This is a genomic window from Frigoribacterium sp. Leaf164, from assembly GCF_001423665.1.
GTDB classification, from domain to species: Bacteria; Actinomycetota; Actinomycetes; order Actinomycetales; family Microbacteriaceae; genus Frigoribacterium; species Frigoribacterium endophyticum.
Map to the genome: position 1 here is coordinate 674,243 of NZ_LMOX01000001.1, position 22,081 is coordinate 696,323.

The following is a 22,081-nucleotide window of genomic DNA, read 5'->3' on the forward strand; positions in this document are numbered from 1 at the left end:
CCCCGATGAACGATCAGGGCGACCTCACCGACCACCCCGACGTGCCCGCCGACGGCCAGGCCCCGACGGGCGCCCCGTCGACGAGCACCGGGTCGACGGGCACCGCGTCGACGACCGCCCCGCCCGCCCGTGCGGGCCTCGGGCGCCTCGTCCGCGAGCACCCGCGCGCCGCCCTGGTGACGGCCGCCGTGACCGCCTTCGCCCTCCTCGGCGGCGGGGCCGTGGCCGCCGGCGCCGCGACCGCTCCGTCGTCTCGCGGCACCGCGTCGTCCGCGTCGCCTTCGTCGAGCGATCCGGCCGCCGCCGTGACCGTGACGCCGACGCCGACCGCCGAGGCCGACCCCGTCCGGTCCGTCCCGGGGGAGATCCCGGCCCCCACGCGCCTCCGCACCTGCTCGGTCTCCGGCCCGGCCGCCGACTCCCGCCTGGCCCAGTTCGAGGGCACCGTCGTGAACGCCGCGACCGGCGAGGTCCTGCTCGACCGGGACGGCTCGACGCCCGCCCGCACGGGGAGCGTGCTCAAGACGCTGACGAGCGCGGTCGCCCTCTCGGTGCTGGGGGCCGACCACCGCCTCCGCACGCAGGTCACCGGCGACCCCGGCACGGGCTCGATCGCCCTCGTCGGCGGCGGCGACGCGACGCTCAGCGCGACGGGCCGCAGCGTCTACTCGGGTGCTCCCACGCTCGCCGACCTCGCCGGCCAGGTCAAGGCCTCGCTCGGCGACCAGCCCGTGAGCCAGATCACGCTCGACGCGACCTGGTGGAGCGCCGCCGACAAGTGGGACCCGTCGTGGAAGCGCACCGAGCAGACGATCGGCTACCACAGCGAGGTGACGGCGCTCATGGTCGACGGCGACCGCGCCGACCCCGCCGCCCAGACCAGCCCGCGCAGCACAGACCCGGTCGCCCGTGCCGGCGACGCCTTCCGCGCCGCCCTCGTCGCGGCCGGCGTGGCCGGTGCCGACAGCGCGACCATGGCCCCGGGCTCGGCGACGAGCGCCACCGTGCTCGGCACCGTGTCGTCGCAGCCCGTCTCGACGCTCATCTCGCAGATGCTCCCCGTCTCCGACAACACCCTCGCCGAGATGCTGGCCCGCGCGTCGTCGAAGGAGTCGGGGGCCGACGGCTCTGCGGCCTCGCTCACGACGCTCTACCGCTCGGTGCTGACCAGCGCGTACGGGCTCGACGCGTCGACGGTGACCATCGTCGACGGCTCCGGGCTGAGCGAGGGGAACGCCGTGCCCTCGACCTTCGTGGCGCGCCTCATGGTGAAGGTGCTCGACCGCGAGGGCGGCCTCGGCGTGGTCTACGACGCCCTCCCGATCTCGGGCCGCACGGGCACGCTGGCCTCGCGCTTCACGGGCTCCAACGCCGTCGCCCGCGGTGCGGTGCACGCCAAGACCGGCTGGATCGACACGGCCTACACGCTCGCCGGCACCGTCGCGGCGGCCGACGGCACCCCTCTCGCCTTCGCCTTCTACGCGATCGGCGACGTCCGCGACGACGCTCGGGTCGCCCTCGACACGCTCACGGCGGCCGTCTACAGCTGCGGGGACTCGCTCTCCAACACGTGACCCGACGCGCCGCCGTCCCCGGGCGCCGCCGCCCGGCGTGCGCCTCGCGGCCCGGCGCGCGAAGATGGTGCCATGAGCAGAGCCCTGATCGTCGTCGACGTCCAGAACGACTTCACCGAGGGAGGCGCGTTGGCCGTCACCGGCGGCGCCCGCGTCGCCGAGGCGGTCACCGAGCACCTCCGCCACTCCCGCGGTCGGTACGACCTCGTGGTCGCGAGCCGGGACTGGCACGCCGCCCACGGCGACAACGGCGGCCACTTCAGCGCCGAGCCCGACTGGGTCGACTCGTGGCCGGAGCACTGCGTGGCGGGCACGCTCGGGGCCGACTACCACCCCGCCCTCGACGCGACGCTCGTCGACGTGCACGTGACCAAGGGCGCCGGGTCGCCGGCGTACTCGGTGTTCGAGGGCGTGACGGGCGACGGGTCCTCCGCGGCGGAGGTCCTCGCGTCGCGAGGCGTCGACGAGGTCGACGTGGTGGGCCTGGCCACGGACCACTGCGTGCGGGCCTCGGCGCTCGACGCGGCCCGGGCGGGCCTCCGGGTCCGCGTGCTGACCGACCTCGTCGCGGGGGTCGGGGCGGAGTCGTCGGCGGCCGCGCTCGACGAGCTGCGCGCCGCCGGGGTCGAGACCGTCCCGTCGACCGAGGTCGCCGCGTGACCGGGCCCGGCCCGGAGCGGGGCGACGAGCGCGCCCCGCTCCGCGTCGGCGTCGTGGGCTACGGCCTCGCCGGCCGCGTCTTCCACGCCTCCCTCCTCGCGGTCGACCCGGCCTACGACCTCGTCGCCGTCGTGACGCGCGACCCGGCCAAGGCCGACGCGGCCCGGGCCGCCCACCCGGGCGTGGAGGTGGTCGACGCCGTCGACGGCCTCTGGCCGCTCGCGCTGGACCTCGTCGTCGTCGCGACCCCCAACGACACCCACGTCGAGGTGGCCGCGGAGGCCCTGCGGCGCGGGGCGGCGGTCGTCGTCGACAAGCCGCTGGCCACCAGCGCCGAGGAGGCCCGCGCGCTCGTGGAGCTCGCGGAGTCGCTCGGGCGGCCCCTGACCGTCTACCAGAACCGCCGGTGGGACGGCGACTTCCTGACCGCGTCGCGCCTCGTGCGCGACGGCGCCCTCGGGGAGGCCCACACCCTCGAGTCGCGCTTCGAGCCCTGGAAGACAGCCAACCGTGCGGGCTGGAAGGCCTCGGCCACGGCCGAGCAGGGCGGGGGGATCCTCCTCGACCTCGGCCCCCACCTCGTCGACCAGGCACTCAGGCTCTTCGGCCCCGCCGAGGAGGTCCACGCCGAGATCGCCGTCCGTCGACCGGGCGCGGTCGCGGACGACGACGTCGTCGTGTCGCTCCGCCACGCGGGCGGCGTCCGCTCGCGGCTCTGGATGAGCCACGTGGCCGCCCAGCCCGGTCCGCGCTTCAGGGTCCTGGGCTCGCAGGGGGCGTACGTCGTGCACGGGCTCGACCCGCAGGAGGCGCAGCTCGCGGCGGGCGTCTCGCCCGCCGACCCGGGGTACGGGCTCTCGGACCCGGCCCGGCCCGGCCTCCTGGGCATCGGCGCCGACGCCCGGCCCGAGCCGACCGACCGCGGAGACTACCCCGCGTTCTACGCCCAGCTCGCCGTGGCGCTGCGGGGGGAGGGGCCGCTGCCCGTCGACCCCCGTGACGCGGTCGCCGCCCTCGAGGTCGTCGAGCGGGCACGCCGGTCGGCCGAGCCCCGGCAGGGCTGACCAGGGCGCTGACCGGCGGCGTCGACGGCAGTGCCGCCGGCGACGGCAGTGCCGCCGGCGACGCCCGCTCAGACCAGGAGCTGGTGCTTCGCGAGGTCGCGGTAGAGCGGCGTGCTGACGACGAGCTCGGAGTGGGTGCCCACGCCGACGACGCGGCCGGCCTCCACGACGACGATCTGGTCGCTGTCGACCACGGTCGACAGCCGGTGCGCGATGACGATGAGCGTCCTGTTCTCGGCCACCGCGTCGATGGCCTCGCGGAGGCGCTGCTCGTTGAGGCCGTCGAGGCTCGAGGTCGACTCGTCGAGGAGCAGCACGGGGGGAGCGTTGAGCAGGGTCCGGGCGATGGCGAGGCGCTGACGCTCGCCGCCGGAGAGCATCACGCCGTCCTCGCCGACCTGGGCGTCGAGGCCCTGCTCGCCGCGCTCGAGCACGCCCGTCAGGTTGACCGCCTCGAGCACGCGGCGGCAGTCGTCGTCCGACGCATCGGGCGACCCCAGGGTCAGGTTGTCGCGGAGGGTGCCGGCCAGCACCGGGGCGTCCTGCTCGACGTACCCGATCTGGGCCCGCAGCTCGGCGCGGTCGAGGGCCCGCACGTCGACGCCGCCGAGGCGCACGACCCCGGCGGTCGGGTCGTAGAAGCGCTCGATGAGCGCGAGGATCGTGCTCTTGCCGGCGCCCGAGGGGCCCACGAGGGCCGTCCGCCGGCCGACGGGCACGGAGAACGAGACTCCGTGGAGGACGGTGAGGTCGTCGGCGGCGGGCCCCTCGCCCTGCGGGTCTCCCGCGGCGGCCGCGGCGACTGCGCCGGGGGAGGTGGCCGATCCCGTGGCGACGGGGGAGTCGGGGTAGCGGAAGTGCACGTCCTCGAAGGTCACGGCGTCGCCGGTCTCGACGCGGGCGTCGGGGCCGAGCGCCCGCGCCGTCTCGGCGTCGTGCTCGGTCTCGCCGGGCAGGTCGAGGATCTCCTGGATCCGGCCCAGGGCGCCCAGCGCCTGGTTGACGCTGAGCACGGCGCCGAGGGCCTGGCCGAGCGGCATGATCATCAGGAACAGGAAGAGGATGAACGAGACGAGCGACGCGATGGTGATCGAGCCGCTCGCGACCCGGTAGCCGCCCACGCCGAGCACGACGAGGAACGACGTCTGCATCGCGACCGAGGCGATGGGCACGACGAGGGCCGAGATGCGCGCCACCTGGAGGCCGCGCTGGTACGCGCCCACGGCGTCCTCCTCGACGCCGGCGATCTCGCGCTCGGTCGCGCCCGAGGCCCGGATGGTGCGGACCGAGCTGATCGCGCGCTCGACCGACGAGGTCAGGTCGCCGACCTTCTCCTGCGCCTGGCGGCTGGCCACGCGGATGCGGCCGCTGAGCAGCACGACGACGGCGACCGAGACGGCCACGACGAGCACGGTGAGCCCGAGCAGCACCGGGTCGATGAGGAACATGCCCACCAGGGCCCCGACGAAGGTGAGCGAGCCGCCGATGGCCTCGACCAGCCCCTGGGTCAGGACGGCGCGGAGGAGCGTCGTGTCGGAGCCCACGCGGCTCACCAGGTCGCCCGTGCGCCGCACGTCGAACTGGCTGATGGGCAGGTTGAGCATGCGGCCGACGAGGCGGCGTCGGCTCGAGAGCACCACGCCCTCGCCGGTGCGCTGCAGCAGGTAGTGCTGGAACCCGCTGATCAGGCCCGCGACGACGACCAGCGCGACGAGCAGCCAGACGAGGCGGCCGAGGGGGTCGCCCGCCTGGACGACCGAGATGACGCGGCTGACCAGCAGGGGCTGGGCGAGCGAGGCGGCGGCGCCCAGCACGCTGAGCACGATGATGAACACCATCACCTTCCGGTGCTCGAACAGGTACGGCACGAGCTGGCGGAAGGTCGCGCGCGGACCCTCCGGCCGGGGGCGTCGACCCAGGCCCCTGCGGGCCGGGGGCGGCGTCGGCGAGCCGACCCGCGCCTCCTCGGCCTGGGTGGCGGCGCGCTTGCGGGTGCTCGTGTCGGAGCTCATGGTGCCTCTCGTGCTCGGTCGTCGCGGCGACGGGTCGCGACCGGTGGGCGCGACGCGACCGGGGTCACGGGCACCGAGTCGAGGGTACTGCCGTGCGGCCGCGAGCCGCCTGTCGGGGGACGCCGACGGCCCGCCCCCCGAGGGGAGCGGGCCGGGGTGGTGCAGGAGGCGCGGTGCGGCCCGTCAGCTCGAGGTCTCGTACTGAACGTCGCGGGTCTCCGAGCTCAGCAGCAGAGCGATCAGCGTCAGCACCGCCATCGACGACAGGTACAGCCCCACCAGCCAGGTGCTGCCCCCGGCGGCCTGCCACAGCGCCACGGCGATGAACGGCGCGACGGCCGCGCCGAGGATGCTGGCGACGTTGTAGCTGATGGCCGAGCCGGTGTAGCGGACGCTGGTCGGGAACAGCTCGGGCAGCACCGCGCCCATCGGCCCGAACGTCAGCCCCATGAGCACGAAGCCGATGATGAGCAGCGCCTGGGCGCCGAGCGCTCCTGCCGCGAAGAGCGGGGCGAAGAGGAAGCCGAAGACGAGGATGCCCGCGGTGACGCAGATCAGCAGGGCGCGCCGGCCGTACTTCTCCGCCAGCGGGCCGGAGACGAGAGTGAACACGCCGAAGAACACGACGCCGAGGATGAGCATCCAGAGGAACTGGTTGCGCGCGATGCCGAGGCCCGGCGCCGCGCCCTCGGCCGGGGCGGTGCCGTAGGTCAGCGTGAACGTCGTCATCAGGTAGAAGAGCGTGTAGGTCGCCAGCATGATGAACGTGCCGAGGATGAGCGGGCGCCAGCTCGTCGAGAACACGCGCGCGAGCGGCAGGGTCGCGACGTTGCCCGAGTCGACGACCTTCTGGAAGGCCGGCGTCTCGATGAGCTTGAAGCGCACGTAGAGCCCGATCACGACGAGCACGGCGCTGGCGAGGAAGGGCAGGCGCCAGCCCCAGCTCAGGAACTGCTCCTCGGTGAGCGTGCTGTTGAGCACGACGAACAGCAGGTTGGCGATGATGAAGCCGATCGGGGCGCCGAGCTGCGGGAAGGTGCCGTAGATCGCCCGGCGCTTCGCGGGGGCGTTCTCGGTCGCCAGCAGGGCGGCGCCGCTCCACTCGCCGCCGAGGCCGAGGCCCTGGCAGAAGCGCAGCACGACGAGGCAGGCCGGGCCGGCGACGGCCCAGCCGGGCGTGGTGCCGGCGGGGATGCAGCCGATCAGCACCGTCGCGACCCCCATCGTGAGCAGGGAGGCGACGAGCGTGCCCTTGCGGCCGATGCGGTCGCCGAAGTGGCCGAAGATCACCGAGCCGACCGGGCGGGCGATGAAGGCGACGCCGAAGACCGCGAAGGAGGCGAGGCGCGCGACGGCGGGGTCGTCGTTCGCGAAGAAGACGGTCGGGAAGACGAGCACGGCGGCCGTCGCGTAGACGTAGAAGTCGTAGAACTCGATGGAGGTGCCGACGAGGCTCGCGACGATGACGCGCGAGCGCTTGTTGGCGGGAGGGGCGGGGGGCGTCGACGAGGCGACGGTGCTGGCAGACATGGAGGCTCCGGAGCGGCAGGCAGGGCGGCGGGTGCGGACGGGCGACGGCCTCGACGACGCCCGGCGCGAGGTGTGCGCTGCAGGTGTCGGAGGCGGCTGGTGCGGTGCTCGGTGGGCGCACGTCGCCGGTGGTGCGGGGCGCTGCTCGTGACAGCGTCCTCCCAGCTTACCTCCGCGACGGCGTCGTGGCGGACGCTGGGCGACGACCGTCGTCGACGCCGGGCTCAGGCTCCGGCGAGGTCGTCCGGCAGCTCGTGGCCCATGCGGTCGCGCTTGGTGTCGAGGTAGCCGGCGTTGAACGTGCCGACGCCGACGACGAGCGGCACCGTCTCGCTGACGGCGATCCCGTGCGCCGCCAGCTGACGGCGCTTCTCCGGGTTGTTGCTCAGCAGCCGGATCGAGGTGACGCCCAGGTCGCGCAGCATGTCGGCCGCCGCTCCGTAGTCGCGGGAGTCGGCCGGGAGCCCCAGGGCGAGGTTGGCGTCGAGGGTGTCGAGGCCGTCCTCCTGGAGCCGGTAGGCACGGAGCTTGGCGACGAGGCCGATGCCCCTGCCTTCGTGGCCGCGCAGGTAGACGACGACGCCGCCGTGGGCGTGGATCGTGTCGAGGGCGGCGTCGAGCTGCGGTCCGCACTCGCACTTCAGCGAGCCGAACGCCTCGCCCGTCAGGCACTCGCTGTGCACGCGCACGAGGGCGCCGTCGCGCGGCGGCGAGCCGTCGGGGGCGGACGCCACGATCGCGATGTGGTCGGCCCCGGTGAGGGTGTCGGCGTAGGCGCGCATGCGGAAGGTGCCGTGGCTGGTCGGGACGGTCGTCTCGACCTCGAACCGCACCTGCGACGAGACGGCGGGGGCGGTCGCGGGCCCTGAGGTGGGGGCGTCGGCGGCGGGGGTATCGGTCACGGGGTCCTCCGGTGCGGGGCGCGGGCCACGACGAGGAGGTCGTCGCCCAGCGCGGCGGTGCTCACGACGGTCAGCCGGCGTTGGTCGTCGATGGTGTCGACGCCGAGGTCGTCGAGCGCCGTCCGGGGCCCGCCGAGCAGCGTCGGGGCGAGGTAGACGAGGTACTCGTCGACGAGCCCGCGCCGGACGAGCTCGCTCGCCACGGTCGGCCCGCCCTCGACGAGGACGCTCCGGACGTCACGCCGCCAGAGGTCGTCGAGCACGGCGGCGAGGTCGTGGGTCGCCGCCCGGACGAGCCCACGCGGGTGCGCGTGCAGGGCCGCCCCGGCCGGCAGCTCGCGGTCGCCGACGACGACGGGCAGGGGCTGCTCGGGCAGCAGTCCGCCGTCGGCGTCGCGGGCGGTGAGCGACGGGTCGTCGGTGAGGGCGGTGCCCGTGCCGACCAGGATCGCGTCGTGCTCGGCCCGTCGGGCGTGGACGTCGAGGCGGGCGGCGTCGCCGGTGACCCAGCGGCTGGAGCCGTCCGCCGCGGCCACGCGGCCGTCGAGGCTCGAGGCCCACTTCAGCGTGACGAAGGGGCGGCGCAGCTCGACGGCCGTGAGCCAGCGGTGCAGGAACTCGCGGCCCTCGGCCTCGAGCACCCCCGGGACGACGTCAACGCCGGAGGCGCGGAGCCGGTCGGCCCCTCCCGAGGAGTCCCGGCCGGGGTCACCGACGGCGTACACGACGCGCTCGACGCCGGCCGCCAGCAGGGCCTCGCTGCAGGGCCCCGTCCGGCCGGTGTGGTCGCAGGGCTCGAGGGTGACGATCGCGGTCGTGCCCCGGGCTTCGCCGGGCGCCAGCTGCGAGAGCGCGTCGACCTCGGCGTGCGCCGTCCCGGCGCCGCGGTGCCAGCCCTCGGCGGCGACGGTGCCGTCCGGTCGGAGCAGCACGCAGCCCACCCGCGGGTTCACGCCGAGGAGCGTGCCGCGGGCCGCCAGCTCGAGGGCGCGGCGCATGGCCGTCTCGAGCACGGCGGGGGCGAGGGTCACGGGGTCTCCGGGGGAGCGGTCGGTGGGGCGGGAGGGGGCGTCGGTGCCGGGGCAGGGGTCGCGACGTGAGGGCGGTCGCCAGGCCCGACGGGAGCGTCGGCCCTCGACCCAACGCTCGCGGCACCGGGGAATTCCCCGGTGAGGGGCGCGGGCCAGCCCGGCGCCGGCTCGCGGTCGTCGTCGGGGCCGAGCCGAGCCGTCCAGCACAGGGGGTGCTCGCCGTCGCGCCCCGGGTGCAGGCCCGGGGCCGCCCCGAGGTACCGGAAGCCCACCCGGCGGGCGACCGCGGCCGACGCGACGTTGCCGACGTGCGCCTCCCAGCGCACCTCGGGCAGGCCGCCCTCGCCGAGGGCCCAGTCGACGACGAGCTGCACGGCCTCGGTCATGAGGCCGCGGCCGCGGGCCGTCGGCGCCGTCCAGAAGCCGACGTCGCGGCCCGCCGTCCGCACGCTGACCACGCCGACGAGCTCGGACGACCCCGGGGCCCGGAGGCCCCAGGTCATCTCGCGGCCCGTGGCCCAGCCGTGGTCGACGATCCGGTCGAGGAAGAACTCGGCGTCGGAGCGGTCGTAGGGCGTGGGCACGGTCGTCCAGCGGACGGTCTCGGGGTCGTGGCAGGCCGCCACGATCGCCTCGACGTCGCTCGTGTCGGGCGCTCGCAGCTCGACGAGCGGCGAGCGGAGCGTGAACGCGCGCACCGTCACGCCCTCGCGAGGAACCCGATGCGCTCGTACACGGTGGCGAGGGTCGCCTCGGCGATCTCGCCGGCCCGGTCGGCGGCGCCGGCCAGCACGCGGTCCAGCTCGGCGGGGTCGTCGAGCAGCTCGAGCGCCCGCGCGCGGATCGGGGTGAACGTCTCCACCACCGCCTCCGCGACGTCCTTCTTGAGGTCGCCGTAGCCGCGGCCCGCGTACTGCTCCTCCAGCGAGGCCACGGGGGTCTCGGTGAAGGCGGAGAGGATGGTCAGCAGGTTCGAGACCCCGGGCTTCGCGCCGCGGTCGAAGCGGATCTCGCGCTCGGCGTCGGTCACGGCCGACTTGATCTTCTTCGCGGTGCGGCTGGGCTCGTCGAGCATCCAGACCACGCCGGCCTCGGTGGCCGCAGACTTGCTCATCTTCGACTCGGGCGACTGCAGGTCGTAGACCCGGGCGCCCTCCGCCTGGACGACCGCCTCGGGCACGACGAGCGTCGGGCCGAAGCGCGAGTTGAAGCGGTTCGCGAGGTCGCGCGTCAGCTCGACGTGCTGGCGCTGGTCGTCGCCGACCGGGACCTCGTGGGCGCCGTAGAGGAGGATGTCGGCGGCCATGAGGGTCGGGTAGGCGAAGAGGCCGAGCGAGGCCGTGTCGGCGCCCTGCTTCGCCGCCTTGTCCTTGAACTGGGTCATGCGGCTGGCCTCGCCGAAGCCGGTGAGGGTGTTCAGCACCCACGCGAGCTGGGCGTGCGCCGGCACGTGCGACTGGATGAAGAGCGTCGAGCGCTCGGGGTCGATGCCGGCCGCGATGTACTGCGCCGCGGTGCGACGCGTCGACTCGCGGAGCGTCGCGGGCTCCTGCGCCACGGTGATGGCGTGCATGTCGACGACGCAGAAGAGCGCCTCGTGCGTCGACTGCATCTCGCGCCACTGCAGCAGGGCGCCCACGTAGTTGCCGATGTGCAGCGAGTCGGCCGACGGCTGCATGCCCGAGAAGAGGCGGGGCTTCTGCCCGGGCGTCGTGGTCGGGGCGGGGGAGGGGGGGAGCGTGGTCATGGTGTCCTCGTGGGGGCGGTGCGGGTCAGATGTCGTAGTCGACGACGACGGGGGCGTGGTCGGACCAGCGCTTGTCGTACGACGCGGCGCGGTCGATCGTGTAGCCCGAGGCGCGCTCGGCGAGGGCCGGGGTCGCCACGTGGTAGTCGATGCGCCAGCCCGTGTCGTTGTCGAAGGCCTGGCCGCGCCACGACCACCACGAGTAGGGCCCCTCGACCTCGCCCGAGAGGCGGCGCCCGACGTCGACCCAGCCGAGGCCGGTGCCGCCGCTGCCGTCGACGGTCTCGACGGGCTGGCCGGCCTCGCCGAAGAAGCGGTCGAAGTAGGCGCGCTCGCGGGGCAGGAAGCCGGCGCGCTTGACGTTGCCCTTCCAGTTCTTGATGTCGAGCTCGCGGTGGCCGACGTTGAGGTCGCCCGTCACGACGGCGAGCTCGGAGTGCGCCGCGAGCTGCGGGAGCCTCTCCGACATCGCGTCGAGGAACCGCCACTTCTCGTCCTGCTTCTCGGTGCCGACCTCGCCCGAGTGCACGTAGGTGCTCACGACGGTGACGATCGTGCCGTCGACGTCGTAGTCGGCCTCGATCCAGCGGCCGGCGCTGTCGAAGTCGTCCGGCCCGAGCTCCACGCGGTGGATCACCGCGGCGCCGCGGGACGCGATGGCGACGCCGGCGCGGCCCTTCGCGGTGGCGGGGTGGTGGATGACGTTCCACTCGGGGCCGAGCAGGCCCTCGAGGTCGTCGGTGGTGGCCCGCACCTCCTGCAGGGTCAGCACGTCGACGTCGCGGTCGGCCAGCCACTCGCCCATGCCCTTGCGGTACGCGGCGCGGATGCCGTTGACGTTGACGGACGCGAGTCGGAGGCGTTGTGACATGCCGACGAGACTACCGGCGGCCGCCGACGTCGCCGCCTCGGCGCCGCACCGACCCGGCGGCCCGGGCGACGTGGGCGGCGAGGCCCCGCACCCGCGACGCCGCGCGCCGGGGGGCGGAGACGACCCGCGCCTCCTGGGCGAGCCGTTCCTCCTCGAGGCGGCGCAGCCGCTCGGCCTCCTCGCGGGGGTCGGCCCGCACGCCGATGTCGTCAAGCCCGACCGCGATCCAGGCGGCGGCGAGCAGCAGCACCTGGCAGAGCAGGTTGATGACGAGCAGCAGGCCGACGATCGCGGCGAAGGAGGCGAGGAGGGGGTTCGACCCCGCGGCCCGCAGCAGCGTGCCGCCGACGAAGGTGATGAGCACGAAGCCGGCCGCGCCGAGCGCCGACCCCGCGAGGAGTCGCCGGCCGGGGATGTGCAGGCCGGCCAGCACCCGGAAGAGCGCGACGAGCACCGCGGTGTCGAACGCGAACACGAGGACGAGCGCCACGACCCGGAGCAGCACGACGGACGCCGGGGAGGCCGTGGAGAGCCCGACGAGGTGCAGGCCCCAGGTGACCGCCGTGGTGCTCAGCAGGGAGATCGACGCCGAGACGAGGACGGCCACGCCGAAGGCCACGGCGAGGGCCAGGTCGCGCAGCACGAGGACGATCAGCGACGGGGCCGGCGTCGGGGCCCGGAAGACCGTGCGGACGGAGTCGCGCATGCTGCCGAACAGGCGGACGGACCCGAACAGCAGGCCGACGAGCGCGACGGTGCCCGTCCAGCCGAACACCGAGGCGTTCATCAGGGCGCCCGGCTCCACGACGCCGGCTCCCGAGTCGTCCTTGATGACGCCGGGCACGGCCGACTGGATGAAGACGACGAGCTCGTCGCGGAGGACGACGTCGCCGGCCACGACGAAGCCCGCCACGCTGAAGCCGACCCAGAGGGCCGAGAAGAGGGCGAAGAGCGCCTGGTAGGTGAGGCCGGCCGCGAGCAGCGGCCCCTTCGAGGCGACGTGTCGCCCGACCACGCGGACGAGGCGCGACCCGAGCAGGCGGGCCGCCGCCGAGGGCCCCGCGGGCGTCGCCGGTGCGGGGGCCGAGGGCGGGGGCGGGGTCGCTTCGTCGTCGGGTCGGCGGCGCATGCCCCCAGCGTAGGTGCCCGCGCGCCGGGGGGCCGCGGACGGACAGGCCCGCTCGCGTACGATGTGGACGACCGTGCGGCGCCGCCCCTCCCGTGTGCGCCGTCCACTCCCGAGCATGAAGAGGTACGACCGTGGCACTACAGGGCGTTGGCGTCGGACGTGGAGTGGCCGTCGGCCCCGTCCTGAGGATGCCCGAGCCGCTGCCGGAACCCGGCACCGAGGCGCGCACCGCCGACGCGTCCGCCGAGCTGGCCCGCGTGCGCGAGTCGCTCGAGGCCGTCGCGGCCGACCTGACCGCCCGCGGCGAGAAGGCCGGCGGCGAGGCGAAGGACGTCCTCGACGCCCAGGCGCTCATGGCCCAGGACCCGACCCTCGTCGACGACGTCGAGCAGCGCATCGACGGCGGCGTCACCGGCGAGCGGGCGGTCTTCGAGGCCTTCGGCGCCTTCCAGGAGATGCTCGTCGGCATGGGCGGCTACATGGCCGAGCGCGCGACCGACCTCGGCGACGTGGCCCAGCGCGTGATCGCGGCCCTCCGCGGCGTGCCCGCCCCGGGCGTGCCCGAGAGCGACACGCCCTTCGTGCTGGTGGCTCCCGACCTGGCCCCGGCCGACACGGCGCTGCTCGACCTCGACAAGGTGCTCGCGCTCGTCACCCGTGACGGCGGCCCCACCTCCCACACCGCGATCCTCGCCCGCTCCAAGTCGATCCCCGCCATCGTCGGCGTGACCGGTGCCCTCGACCTGGTCGACGGCACCGTCGTCGTCGCCGACGCCGTCTCCGGGGTGGTCACCGTCGACCCCTCCGCCGACGAGGTGGCGGCCGCCGAGCAGCGCATCGCCGACCGCCGGGCCGCCGCGGCCGCCCCGCTCACCGACGGCGCGCTCGCCGACGGCCACGCGGTGCCGCTGCTCGCGAACCTCGGCTCGCCCGACGAGGCCGCGGGCGCCGTCGCCCTCGGCGCCGAGGGCGTGGGCCTGTTCCGCACGGAGTTCCTGTTCCTCGGCGCGAGCCAGGCCCCGACGGTCGAGAGCCAGACCGCCAGCTACACGGCCCTCCTCGAGGCCTTCCCCGGCCGCAAGGTCGTCGTCCGTGCCCTCGACGCCGGGGCCGACAAGCCCCTCGCCTTCCTCAACGACGCCCACGAGGAGAACCCCGCCCTCGGCCTCCGCGGCCTGCGGGCGCTGCGGGTCAAGGAGCAGATCCTCCGCGACCAGCTGACGGCGCTCGCCGCGGCCCAGGCCGCCACGACCGCGGACCTCTGGGTCATGGCGCCCATGGTCAGCGACGCGGAGGAGACCGAGTACTTCGTCACCCTCGGCCGTGAGCTCGGCCTCCGCACGGTCGGCGTCATGGCCGAGGTGCCCTCCCTGGCCGTCCTCGCCGACCAGGTGATGCAGACCGCCGACTTCGTGAGCATCGGCACGAACGACCTCACGCAGTACACGCTGGCCGCCGACCGGATGCTCGGCTCGGTCGCCAGCTACCAGGACCCGTGGCACCCGGCGGTGCTCCGCCTGGTCTCGACCCTCGGCGAGGCCGGCCGAGCCGCCGCGAAGCCGGTCGGCATCTGCGGCGAGGCGGCGGCCGACCCGCTGCTCGCCGTCGTGCTCGTCGGGCTCGGGGCGACCACCCTGTCGATGACGCCGGCCGCCCTGGCCGACGTCCGGCTCGAGCTGTCGAAGCACACGCTCGAGCAGGCGAAGGCCCTCGCGGCCGCCGCGGTCGCCGCGACCACGGCCACCGGTGCCCGTCAGGCCGCCGAGGCGCTCGCCGGCTAGTCCCGACGGGCCGGCCCGGCCAGGCCGGCCGGGTCCGGCTCGGACCGGGTCCGGTCCGCCCGGGCTCAGCCCTCGACGGCCTGCTGCAGGTGCGCGGCGACGACCGCGTCGACCACCTGGCCGACGGCGGCCTCGACGGCCGCGACGAGCTCCGGAGCCGCGACCCGCGCCTCCTCGAGCGACAGGTCGCCGTCGACGGCCTCGGCGCCCTCGACGCCGGGCAGCAGCCCGGCCGCGACGGCCTCGTCGTGCAGGCGCAGCAAGGTCGCGACACGGTGCGGGGCGATCACGTCGGCGACGACGGCCTCGCGCACGAGGGGGGCCAGCTGGTCGACGGTGAGCACGGGGGAGTCGGTCGCCGTTCCGCCCCCCTCCTCTCCTGCCGTCGTCGCCCCGGCCACCGACGACACCGGTGCCGTCGCCGTCTGCTGCGCGACGCTCTCGAGCACGCCCGGCCAGCCCCAGCGGCCCTCGAGGGCCGTGAGGGCGCCAGGCAGGGCGACGGAGGCGGTGGTCGCGGAGGCCGTGCCGCCCGTTCCCGCGGTGGTCGGCAGCCACTCGGGCCGGTAGCGCTCCGCGCGCGGGAACCGATCGAGGTCGGCGGCGTAGTCGGCGTCCGAGGGCAGCACCCCGGCGTCGCCGGGCTCGAAGGGCGAGCCCGGGTTCACCCAGACGCGTCGGTCGAGGTTGAAGCGGGCGGTGAACGACCCGTCGCGCGAGACGGTGAGCGAGAGGGAGAACCAGGCGCCCTTCTCCGGGTCGGCCATCACCTCGCGGAGCTGCCCGCCGAGGGCGACGACGTCGGGCACGGTGCCGACGGTGCGGCTGCTGCCCGCGGCGTCGACGGCGTCGACCCAGAGGCGCGAGACCGAGCCCACCTCGAGCAGCTGGAGCGTGGCCGCCGCCCAGTCGGTGCCCTCGAGGCTGGCGGCGAAGCGCTCGGCGATGTCGTTCTGGAGCTGCTGCTGGCGGGGGACGTCCATGTCGGCGCGGCCTCTCGGTCGTGGTCGGTGATCGGGGGCGGTGCCGACGACGGGGCGGTGCCCGGCAGGACGGCACGAGAAGCATATGCGCCCGGGCGGGGCCGTGCCCTGATCCGGAGGACGCCGGGCTCGTTCCGGTCAGCGCGCAGGGGCGTGGAGCAGACTGTCCCCGTGGGCACCCCTATCCGACACCCGATGGTCGACGCGGTCACCGCGCAGGTCGTCCGGGTCGACAGCCGGGCCCGGGTCGTGCGGCTGAGCGCGCCCTTCGCCGACCTCCTCTCGCGTCGCCGCAGCCGACGACGCGTCGTGCTCGTCACGAGCGACCGGTCGCGGCTGACCGTCGGCGTGCGCGCCGCGCTCGTCGACGCCGGCGGCACCTGGGCCGTCCACGACGACGCCGGGGCCCTGCGCGACGGGCTGACCGGCCTGCCCTACGCCGACGTCGACGCGGCCGGCCGGCCCCAGGAGGACCCCCTCGCGCCGGTCGTCCCGGTCGACGTGCCGGCTGCGGTCGGCACCACCGCCCAGCTCAGCGTCGACCTCACGGTGCTGCACCGCGCCTCCCACGACACCAGCCTGGGAGGCGCGCTCGAGGCCCTCGGGACGGCCGTCTCCGGCACCGGCCCCGCGTCCTGGGGCAGCTCCGAGCCCCTCCTCCACGACTGGGACCGCTGGGTCCTCACGCAGCACGCTCGGCACGCCGCCCCCGAGACCGTCCGGGTCGTCGTCGAGGGCCCTCGCCTCTCGGGCACCGTGACCGCCCGGGTGACCGAGCACGGCATCGAGGAGACCACCGCCGTCACCATCGACGTGCCCGTCGTCGAGACCGCCGCCGGGGGCTCCGAGGGGGCCGAGGCGGACGCCCGACGCGCCCTCGACGCCGCGATCTCGCGCCTCACCGAGGCGCTCTCCGACATCGCCGGGTCGTCGCTGCCCACCTTCGCGCTCGTCGTGGCGCGGGAGGGCGACGTCGACCGCTGCGTGCGGGCGAAGACCTACCCGCCGCCGAACCCGGTCGCGCTGCTCATCGGCGCGCCCTCCGTGAAGCGGCTGGGCCTCGAGCTGTCCGCCCTCCCCTCGACACGGCCGGTGGTCGTCGTCGGTCGGCCGCGGCTGCCCGCCTACGTCGTCCCGCTCGGCGACGCGAGCACCTCCGGCTGGGACGCCCTCCACGACACCCTCGACGCCGTCGGGCCCGAGCGTCTCGCCACCATGGTCGCCACCCCCCTGCTGCAGGCGTGGGAGGAGGACCTCGCCGAGGCCGACCTCCTGCACGAGAGCGCCGTCGACGGCGCCGTCGGCGTCGCGGGGGCCGGCCGCCCCCGCGAGGGCGAGGTCGACGACGACGACGAGCAGCACGACGACGACGACGAGGAGACGCCCCCCGGTGCCCCGTGACATCACGATCCTGAGCCCCACCGTCCCCGACGCCCTCGACCTCGCCACGGCCGCGCGGGCCGTCGACGAGTCGTACGGCGTGCGCGAGATCGACGAGGGCGACGCCCTGCAGGTCTTCGCGGAGGGCGGCGAGCCCCTCCTCACCGTGTGGGGCGCGCGGGAGCTCACGACGGCGGGGGAGATCGAGCGGCTGCTGCCGCACCCTCCCGAGGTGCGCCTCCCGGTCTTCTGGGTCGACGCCGTGGCGCCCCTGGCCGACGCCGGCGAGGCCGGGGTCTCCGTGGCCCTGCGCCTGGCGCTCGGGCTCGACGCGACGTGCATCGTCGAGGACGACTGAGCCGCGCCGTCACCCTGCCCCTGGCGATCGACGGTCGCCCGGCGCGACGAGAGGCCCGGACCCCCTGGGGGAGTCCGGGCCTCTCGTCGTCGGAGGGCGGTGCCGGCGGAGGCTAGGCCCGCCCGCGCAGGACGGCCTGCTTGACCTCGGCGATCGCCTGGGTCACCTGGATGCCGCGGGGGCACGCCTCGGTGCAGTTGAAGGTGGTGCGGCAGCGCCACACCCCCTCCTTGTCGTTGAGGATGTCCAGGCGCACCTGGGCGCCCTCGTCGCGCGAGTCGAAGATGAAACGGTGCGCGTTGACGATCGCGGCGGGGCCGAAGTACTGGCCGTCCGTCCAGAAGACGGGGCAGCTCGAGGTGCACGCGGCACAGAGGATGCACTTGGTCGTGTCGTCGAACCGTTCGCGCTGCGTGGCGCTCTGGATCCGCTCCTTCTCCGGCTTCGACGAGGCCATCAGGAACGGCTGGATCTCGCGGTACGACTGGAAGAAGGGCTCCATGTCGACGACGAGGTCCTTCTCGAGCGGCAGCCCCTTGATCGCCTCGACGTAGATCGGCTGGGTGATGTCGAGGTCCTTGATCAGGGTCTTGCAGGCGAGCCGGTTGCGACCGTTGATGCGCATCGCGTCGGAGCCGCAGACCCCGTGGGCGCACGAGCGGCGGAAGGTCAGCGAGCCGTCCTGCTCCCACTTGATCTGGTGCAGGGCGTCGAGGACGCGGTCGGTGGGCAGCACCTCGACGTCGAAGTCCTGCCAGCGCGGCTCCGTGTCGACGTCCGGGTCGAACCGTCGGATGATCAGGGTGGCGGTGAAGGTGGGGATCGCGTCGGCGCCGGTGGGGGCGTTCTCGAGGACAGCGGTGCTCATGCTCAGTACTTCCGTTCCATCGGCTGGTAGTTCGTGATCACGACGGGCTTGGTGTCGAGGCGGATGTGGTCGCCCGCCAGCGACGAGTGGGCGTCGCCGGTGAGGTAGGCCATCGTGTGCACCAGCCAGTTCTCGTCGTCGCGCGTCGGGTAGTCCTCGCGGAAGTGCCCGCCGCGGCTCTCCTGGCGGGAGCGGGCCGAGTAGACGACGACCTCGGCGAGGTCGAGCAGGAAGCCCAGCTCGATCGCCTCGAGCAGGTCGGTGTTGAACCGCTTGCCCTTGTCCTGCACGGAGATGTTCTTGAAGCGGTCGCGCAGGTCGGCGATCACGTGGGTGACCTCGTCGAGGGTCTCCTCCGTGCGGAACACCTGGGCGTTGCGGTCCATGCTGTCCTGCAGCTCCTTGCGGAGGGTCGCGATGCGCTCGGTGCCGGTGGCGGCCCGCACGTCGTCGACGAGGCCCCGCACGAAGCCCGCCGGGTCGTCCGGCAGCGGCACGAACTCGGCCGTCCTGACGAACTCGACGGCGTTGTTGCCGGCGCGCTTGCCGAAGACGTTGATGTCGAGCAGCGAGTTGGTGCCGAGCCGGTTCGAGCCGTGCACGCTGACGCAGGCGCACTCGCCCGCGGCGTAGAGCCCGGGCACCACGGTCGTGTTGTCGCGCAGCACCTCGGCGTGGACGTTGGTGGGGATGCCGCCCATGGCGTAGTGCGCCGTGGGCAGGACGGGCACGGGCTCGGTGTAGGGCTCGACGCCGAGGTAGGTGCGGGCGAACTCGGTGATGTCGGGCAGCTTCGCGTCGATCACGGCCGGGTCGAGGTGCGTGATGTCGAGGTAGACGTAGTCCTTGTGCGGCCCGCCGCCCCGGCCCTCGCGGATCTCCGTGGCCATGCAGCGCGCCACGATGTCGCGCGGCGCGAGGTCCTTGATGGTGGGCGCGTAGCGCTCCATGAAGCGCTCGCCCTCGCTGTTGCGCAGGATGGCGCCCTCGCCGCGGGCGGCCTCGGAGAGGAGGATGCCGAGCCCGGCCAGGCCGGTCGGGTGGAACTGGAAGAACTCCATGTCCTCCAGCGGCAGGCCCTTGCGCCAGATGATGCCCACGCCGTCGCCCGTCAGCGTGTGCGCGTTCGAGGTCGTCTTGTAGATCTTGCCGAAGCCGCCGGTCGCGAAGATCACGGCCTTGCCCTGGAAGACGTGGAGCTCACCGGTCGACAGCTCGTAGGCGACGACCCCGGCGGGCCGCTCGACCCCGTCGACCTCGCCCATGATCAGGTCGAGGACGTAGAACTCGTTGAAGAACTCGATGCCGTGCTTGACGCAGTTCTGGTACAGCGTCTGCAGGATCATGTGGCCGGTGCGGTCGGCCGCGTAGCAGGCGCGACGGACGGGGCTCTTGCCGTGCTCGGCCGTGTGCCCGCCGAAGCGCCGCTGGTCGATCTTGCCCTCGGGCGTCCGGTTGAAGGGCAGGCCCATGTTCTCGAGGTCGAGGACGGCGTCGATCGCCTCCTTCGCGAGGATCTCGGCGGCGTCCTGGTCGACGAGGTAGTCGCCGCCCTTGACCGTGTCGAAGGTGTGCCACTCCCAGTTGTCGTCCTCGACGTTAGCGAGGGCGGCGGCCATGCCGCCCTGGGCGGCGCCGGTGTGCGAGCGCGTGGGGTAGAGCTTCGAGATGACCGCCGTGCTGGCGTTCGGCCCGGCCTCGATGGCCGCGCGCATCCCCGCCCCGCCGGCGCCGACGATGACGATGTCGTGCTGGTGGTAGTGGATGCCGTCGACGACGGAGCTCTGGGCGGAGGGTGCAGGTGTGGTCACGGTGCTTCCAGGTGGGACGTGGTGCAGGTGGACGGGGTGGTCGGTCGTGGGGCGTCGGCGCGGCGCCCGCCGACGGTCAGCGAGAGCAGATCGACGGGAGGAGGTCGGCCGGGGCGCCCGCGGGGCAGGGGTCGAAGGTCCAGATGACGAGCGAGCCGAGCAGCAGCAGCACGCCGCTGGAGACGACCAGGGCGCCGAGGAAGACCTTGCGGGTGGTCGGGCGGCCCACGTAGTCGTTGACGATCGTGCGCATGCCGTTCGAGCCGTGGATCAGCGCCAGCCAGAGGAGGAGCGTGTCGTAGACCTGCCAGAACGGGTCGGCCCACTTGCCCGCCACGAACGCGAAGTCGATGGCCTTGACGCCGCCCTCGCCCGCGAGCAGGTTGATGAAGAGATGGCCGAAGATCAGCACGACGAGCACGAGCCCGCTCGCGCGCATGTAGATCCAGCCCCACTTCTCCCAGTTGGTGCTGCGCTGGGCGGTGCGGGCCGACCGGGGGGCCTCGATGGTCTCAGTGGTCATCGCTCTACTCCGAGAAGACGTTCATGAGGTGGCGGGGGGCGAAGCCGAGCATCAGCACGGCCCAGAGGCCGATCACGACCCAGAACATGACGCGCTGGTGCTTGGTGCCGGCGCTCCAGAAGTCGATGAGGATGATGCGCAGGCCGTTGAGGGCGTGGAAGAGGATGGCGGCGACCAGGCCGGTCTCGCCGAGCCCCATCACCGGGTTCTTGTACGTGCCGATGACCGCGTCGTAGGCCTCGGGGCTGATGCGCACCAGCGCCGTGTCGAGGATGTGCACGAGGAGGAAGAAGTAGATGCTGACGCCGGTGATCCGGTGCAGGACCCACGACCACATGCCCTCACGGCCGCGGTAGAGCGTGCCCTGGAAGCGCTTGGCGCGCTGCGGCTCGCTGATGGTGGGTGCACCCGGTCGCCCCGAGGGCGTGCCCGGTGACGCCAGTGTTCCCGTCGACTGCTCGGCCATGAGCTGCCCTCCTCGCGGCTGGGGCGGTCGGCTGTGGTCAGGGAGGACAGCCGTGTCCACCGTGTGTTCTCAGAACACCCCGAGCATACGGAACGCGCGGTGGGCACCGCTGCCGAGGCTGCCCTAACTAGTTCGATGTCGAGAGACGGTCAGCTCGTCGCCGACAGCTGCCGGGCCCGGGCGGAGGCGCGGGTCGGCACCGCCGGAGCCGCCACCGCGTCGGCGTAGTGCCCGAGCAGCTCGTCCCCGAGGCGCTCCCAGGTGCGCCCGACGACGGCGCGGCGCCCCGCCTCCCCGAACCGTGCCCGGAGGGCCGGGTCGTCGACCAGGAGCCGGACGGCCCGGCGGAGCGAGTGGTCGTGCAGGGGGTCGACCAGGAACCCGTCGACGCCGTGCCGGACGAGGTCGAGGGGCCCGCCCGCGGCGGGGGCCACGACCGGCGTCCCGCTCGCGTGCGCCTCCTGGACCGTCTGCCCGAAGGTCTCCGTGACGCCGGTGTGCACGAAGACGTCCAGCGCCGCGTAGGCGTCCGCCAGCTCGTCGCCGTGGAGCGCCCCGGTGAACACGGGGTCGAGGTGGCGGAGCCGCCGCCGCAGCGACGGCAGCGCCGGGCCGTCGCCGACCACGACGAAGCGGGTGCCGGGCGTGCGGTGCAGGGCCGCGAGCCGCTCGACCTGCTTCTCGGGGGCGAGGCGTCCCACGTAGCCGACCAGCGCCTCCCCGGGGGCCGCGCCGACCGCCGCGCGGAAGGCGGCGGACCCGCCCGTGCCGCGCCGGTTCGGGTGGTAGCGCACCGAGTCGACGCCGCGGCCCCAGGTCGCGAGCCGGTCGACCCCGGCGCGGCGCAGGTCGCGCAGCGAGGCCGACGACGGCACCAGGGTGACGGTGGCCTGCTCGTGCAGTCGACGGACCAGGCGCCAGGCGACCGCGGCGGTGACGGGGCCGAGGCCGCTCGTGCTCGCGTAGCGGGCGACGTCGGTCTGGAAGACCGCGACGCTCGGCAGCCCGAGGCGGGCCGCCGCCGCGATCGCGTGACCGCCGAGGAGGAAGGGGGAGGCGACGTGGACGACGTCGGGGCAGAAGTCCGCGAGGGCGCCCGCGACGACCGGCGAGGGCAGCCCGACGGGGAACTGCCGGTACGCCACGCTGGGCACGCGGTGCACCCTGGCGGGGCCGTAGGAGTCGTGGCCCCGGCCCGCGGGAGCGATGACGATGGCCTCGTGGCCGCGTCGCTCCAGGTGGTCGAGCACCCGCAGCACGCTCGTCGTCACCCCGTTGACGGTGGGCAGGAAGCTCTCGGTCACGATGGCGACCCTCATGGGGACCTCCTCGGCTCGGCGTCCTCCCAGGCTCCGCGGGCGGCGTGGCCGGACCGCGGCCGCGCCGTGGCC

General features: G+C 74.5%; 19 protein-coding genes and 1 pseudogene. 6 read left to right on the top strand and 14 right to left on the bottom strand.

What is annotated here, in order from left to right; translation table 11 throughout:
* Positions 1 to 5: 5 nt before the first annotated feature.
* The 3 genes from ASF82_RS03040 (at position 6) to ASF82_RS03050 (ending at position 3,298) form a co-directional block, all read left to right on the top strand.
* Positions 6 to 1,574 (top strand): D-alanyl-D-alanine carboxypeptidase/D-alanyl-D-alanine-endopeptidase, encoded by a 1,569-nt coding sequence (locus ASF82_RS03040; RefSeq protein WP_082514428.1) that lies wholly within the window; start codon positions 6 to 8, stop codon positions 1,572 to 1,574.
* 72 nt (positions 1,575 to 1,646) lie between these two features.
* Positions 1,647 to 2,234: an isochorismatase family protein gene (locus ASF82_RS03045; protein ID WP_056053195.1), complete on the top strand. Its 588-nt coding sequence runs from the start codon at positions 1,647 to 1,649 to the stop codon at positions 2,232 to 2,234.
* Positions 2,231 to 3,298: a Gfo/Idh/MocA family oxidoreductase gene (locus ASF82_RS03050; protein WP_056053198.1), complete on the top strand. Its 1,068-nt coding sequence runs from the start codon at positions 2,231 to 2,233 to the stop codon at positions 3,296 to 3,298. Before ASF82_RS03045 ends, ASF82_RS03050 begins: the two co-directional genes overlap by 4 nt.
* A gap of 68 nt (positions 3,299 to 3,366) precedes the next feature.
* Here the strand turns inward: ASF82_RS03050 and ASF82_RS03055 are convergent, their stop codons facing one another.
* The 8 genes and pseudogenes from ASF82_RS03055 to ASF82_RS03090 form a co-directional block, all read right to left on the bottom strand.
* Positions 3,367 to 5,310: an ABC transporter ATP-binding protein gene (locus ASF82_RS03055; RefSeq protein ID WP_082514267.1), complete on the bottom strand. Its 1,944-nt coding sequence runs from the start codon at positions 5,308 to 5,310 to the stop codon at positions 3,367 to 3,369.
* 183 nt (positions 5,311 to 5,493) lie between these two features.
* Complete coding sequence (locus ASF82_RS03060; RefSeq protein ID WP_056053201.1) at positions 5,494 to 6,840, bottom strand: MFS transporter; 1,347 nt, start codon at positions 6,838 to 6,840, stop codon at positions 5,494 to 5,496.
* A gap of 224 nt (positions 6,841 to 7,064) precedes the next feature.
* Positions 7,065 to 7,682: pseudogene (gene ribA, locus ASF82_RS03065) on the bottom strand (GTP cyclohydrolase II); the annotation flags it as partial.
* Positions 7,683 to 7,738: 56 nt separating this feature from the next.
* Positions 7,739 to 8,740 carry a bifunctional diaminohydroxyphosphoribosylaminopyrimidine deaminase/5-amino-6-(5-phosphoribosylamino)uracil reductase RibD gene (ribD, locus tag ASF82_RS03070; protein ID WP_082514429.1) on the bottom strand — a complete coding sequence of 334 codons (1,002 nt, stop codon included), beginning with the start codon at positions 8,738 to 8,740 and terminating at the stop codon, positions 7,739 to 7,741.
* Between the two features lie 29 nt (positions 8,741 to 8,769).
* Positions 8,770 to 9,471, bottom strand: a complete 702-nt coding sequence (locus ASF82_RS03075; protein ID WP_082514430.1) for a GNAT family N-acetyltransferase — start codon at positions 9,469 to 9,471, stop codon at positions 8,770 to 8,772.
* Between the two features lie 2 nt (positions 9,472 to 9,473).
* On the bottom strand, positions 9,474 to 10,520 hold the full coding sequence (trpS, locus tag ASF82_RS03080) for a tryptophan--tRNA ligase (RefSeq protein WP_082514268.1): 1,047 nt from the start codon (positions 10,518 to 10,520) through the stop codon (positions 9,474 to 9,476).
* 25 nt (positions 10,521 to 10,545) lie between these two features.
* On the bottom strand, positions 10,546 to 11,391 hold the full coding sequence (locus ASF82_RS03085) for an exodeoxyribonuclease III (protein WP_056053214.1): 846 nt from the start codon (positions 11,389 to 11,391) through the stop codon (positions 10,546 to 10,548).
* 10 nt (positions 11,392 to 11,401) lie between these two features.
* Positions 11,402 to 12,520: a YihY/virulence factor BrkB family protein gene (locus ASF82_RS03090; protein WP_056053217.1), complete on the bottom strand. Its 1,119-nt coding sequence runs from the start codon at positions 12,518 to 12,520 to the stop codon at positions 11,402 to 11,404.
* A 131-nt stretch (positions 12,521 to 12,651) separates the two neighbouring features.
* On the opposite strand from ASF82_RS03090, the gene ptsP reads away from it, so the two are divergent.
* Complete coding sequence (gene ptsP, locus ASF82_RS03095) at positions 12,652 to 14,301, top strand: phosphoenolpyruvate--protein phosphotransferase (protein ID WP_082514270.1); 1,650 nt, start codon at positions 12,652 to 12,654, stop codon at positions 14,299 to 14,301.
* Between the two features lie 65 nt (positions 14,302 to 14,366).
* Here ptsP and ASF82_RS03100 read toward each other — a convergent pair whose 3' ends face one another.
* Positions 14,367 to 15,284 carry a hypothetical protein gene (locus ASF82_RS03100; RefSeq protein ID WP_056053221.1) on the bottom strand — a complete coding sequence of 306 codons (918 nt, stop codon included), beginning with the start codon at positions 15,282 to 15,284 and terminating at the stop codon, positions 14,367 to 14,369.
* Positions 15,285 to 15,455: 171 nt separating this feature from the next.
* Between ASF82_RS03100 and ASF82_RS03105 the strand changes: the two genes are divergently transcribed.
* Positions 15,456 to 16,685 (top strand): DUF6177 family protein, encoded by a 1,230-nt coding sequence (locus ASF82_RS03105; RefSeq protein ID WP_156369898.1) that lies wholly within the window; start codon positions 15,456 to 15,458, stop codon positions 16,683 to 16,685.
* Positions 16,675 to 17,022: a hypothetical protein gene (locus tag ASF82_RS03110; RefSeq protein WP_056053227.1), complete on the top strand. Its 348-nt coding sequence runs from the start codon at positions 16,675 to 16,677 to the stop codon at positions 17,020 to 17,022. Before ASF82_RS03105 ends, ASF82_RS03110 begins: the two co-directional genes overlap by 11 nt.
* Positions 17,023 to 17,134: 112 nt before the next feature.
* Here ASF82_RS03110 and ASF82_RS03115 read toward each other — a convergent pair whose 3' ends face one another.
* From ASF82_RS03115 to ASF82_RS03135, 5 genes are all read right to left on the bottom strand, one after another.
* Complete coding sequence (locus tag ASF82_RS03115) at positions 17,135 to 17,890, bottom strand: succinate dehydrogenase iron-sulfur subunit (protein WP_056053230.1); 756 nt, start codon at positions 17,888 to 17,890, stop codon at positions 17,135 to 17,137.
* Positions 17,891 to 17,892: 2 nt separating this feature from the next.
* Positions 17,893 to 19,701 (bottom strand): succinate dehydrogenase flavoprotein subunit, encoded by a 1,809-nt coding sequence (gene sdhA / locus ASF82_RS03120; RefSeq protein WP_056053232.1) that lies wholly within the window; start codon positions 19,699 to 19,701, stop codon positions 17,893 to 17,895.
* 76 nt (positions 19,702 to 19,777) lie between these two features.
* Positions 19,778 to 20,224: a succinate dehydrogenase hydrophobic membrane anchor subunit gene (locus ASF82_RS03125; RefSeq protein ID WP_056053235.1), complete on the bottom strand. Its 447-nt coding sequence runs from the start codon at positions 20,222 to 20,224 to the stop codon at positions 19,778 to 19,780.
* Positions 20,225 to 20,228: 4 nt separating this feature from the next.
* A complete protein-coding gene (gene sdhC, locus ASF82_RS03130; RefSeq protein ID WP_082514271.1) occupies positions 20,229 to 20,690 on the bottom strand; it encodes a succinate dehydrogenase, cytochrome b556 subunit in 462 nt (153 codons plus the stop codon).
* 149 nt (positions 20,691 to 20,839) lie between these two features.
* Entirely contained in the window at positions 20,840 to 22,009 is a 1,170-nt protein-coding gene (locus ASF82_RS03135) for a glycosyltransferase family 1 protein (RefSeq protein WP_056053238.1), read from the bottom strand.
* Positions 22,010 to 22,081: the final 72 nt, after the last annotated feature.

Bases quoted from the DNA above. Each gene is read 5' to 3' on its own strand.
- ASF82_RS03115 (WP_056053230.1), bottom strand. From the start codon at position 17,890: ATGAGCACCGCTGTCCTCGAGAACGCCCCCACCGGCGCCGACGCGATC.
- ASF82_RS03060 (WP_056053201.1), bottom strand. From the start codon at position 6,840: ATGTCTGCCAGCACCGTCGCCTCGTCGACGCCCCCCGCCCCTCCCGCC.
- ASF82_RS03090 (WP_056053217.1), bottom strand. From the start codon at position 12,520: ATGCGCCGCCGACCCGACGACGAAGCGACCCCGCCCCCGCCCTCGGCC.
- ASF82_RS03100 (WP_056053221.1), bottom strand. From the start codon at position 15,284: ATGGACGTCCCCCGCCAGCAGCAGCTCCAGAACGACATCGCCGAGCGC.
- ASF82_RS03040 (WP_082514428.1), top strand. From the start codon at position 6: ATGAACGATCAGGGCGACCTCACCGACCACCCCGACGTGCCCGCCGAC.
- ASF82_RS03045 (WP_056053195.1), top strand. From the start codon at position 1,647: ATGAGCAGAGCCCTGATCGTCGTCGACGTCCAGAACGACTTCACCGAG.
- ASF82_RS03135 (WP_056053238.1), bottom strand. From the start codon at position 22,009: ATGAGGGTCGCCATCGTGACCGAGAGCTTCCTGCCCACCGTCAACGGG.
- ribD (WP_082514429.1), bottom strand. From the start codon at position 8,740: ATGCGCCGCGCCCTCGAGCTGGCGGCCCGCGGCACGCTCCTCGGCGTG.
- ASF82_RS03085 (WP_056053214.1), bottom strand. From the start codon at position 11,391: ATGTCACAACGCCTCCGACTCGCGTCCGTCAACGTCAACGGCATCCGC.
- trpS (WP_082514268.1), bottom strand. From the start codon at position 10,520: ATGACCACGCTCCCCCCCTCCCCCGCCCCGACCACGACGCCCGGGCAG.
- sdhC (WP_082514271.1), bottom strand. From the start codon at position 20,690: ATGGCCGAGCAGTCGACGGGAACACTGGCGTCACCGGGCACGCCCTCG.
- ASF82_RS03125 (WP_056053235.1), bottom strand. From the start codon at position 20,224: ATGACCACTGAGACCATCGAGGCCCCCCGGTCGGCCCGCACCGCCCAG.
- ASF82_RS03055 (WP_082514267.1), bottom strand. From the start codon at position 5,310: ATGAGCTCCGACACGAGCACCCGCAAGCGCGCCGCCACCCAGGCCGAG.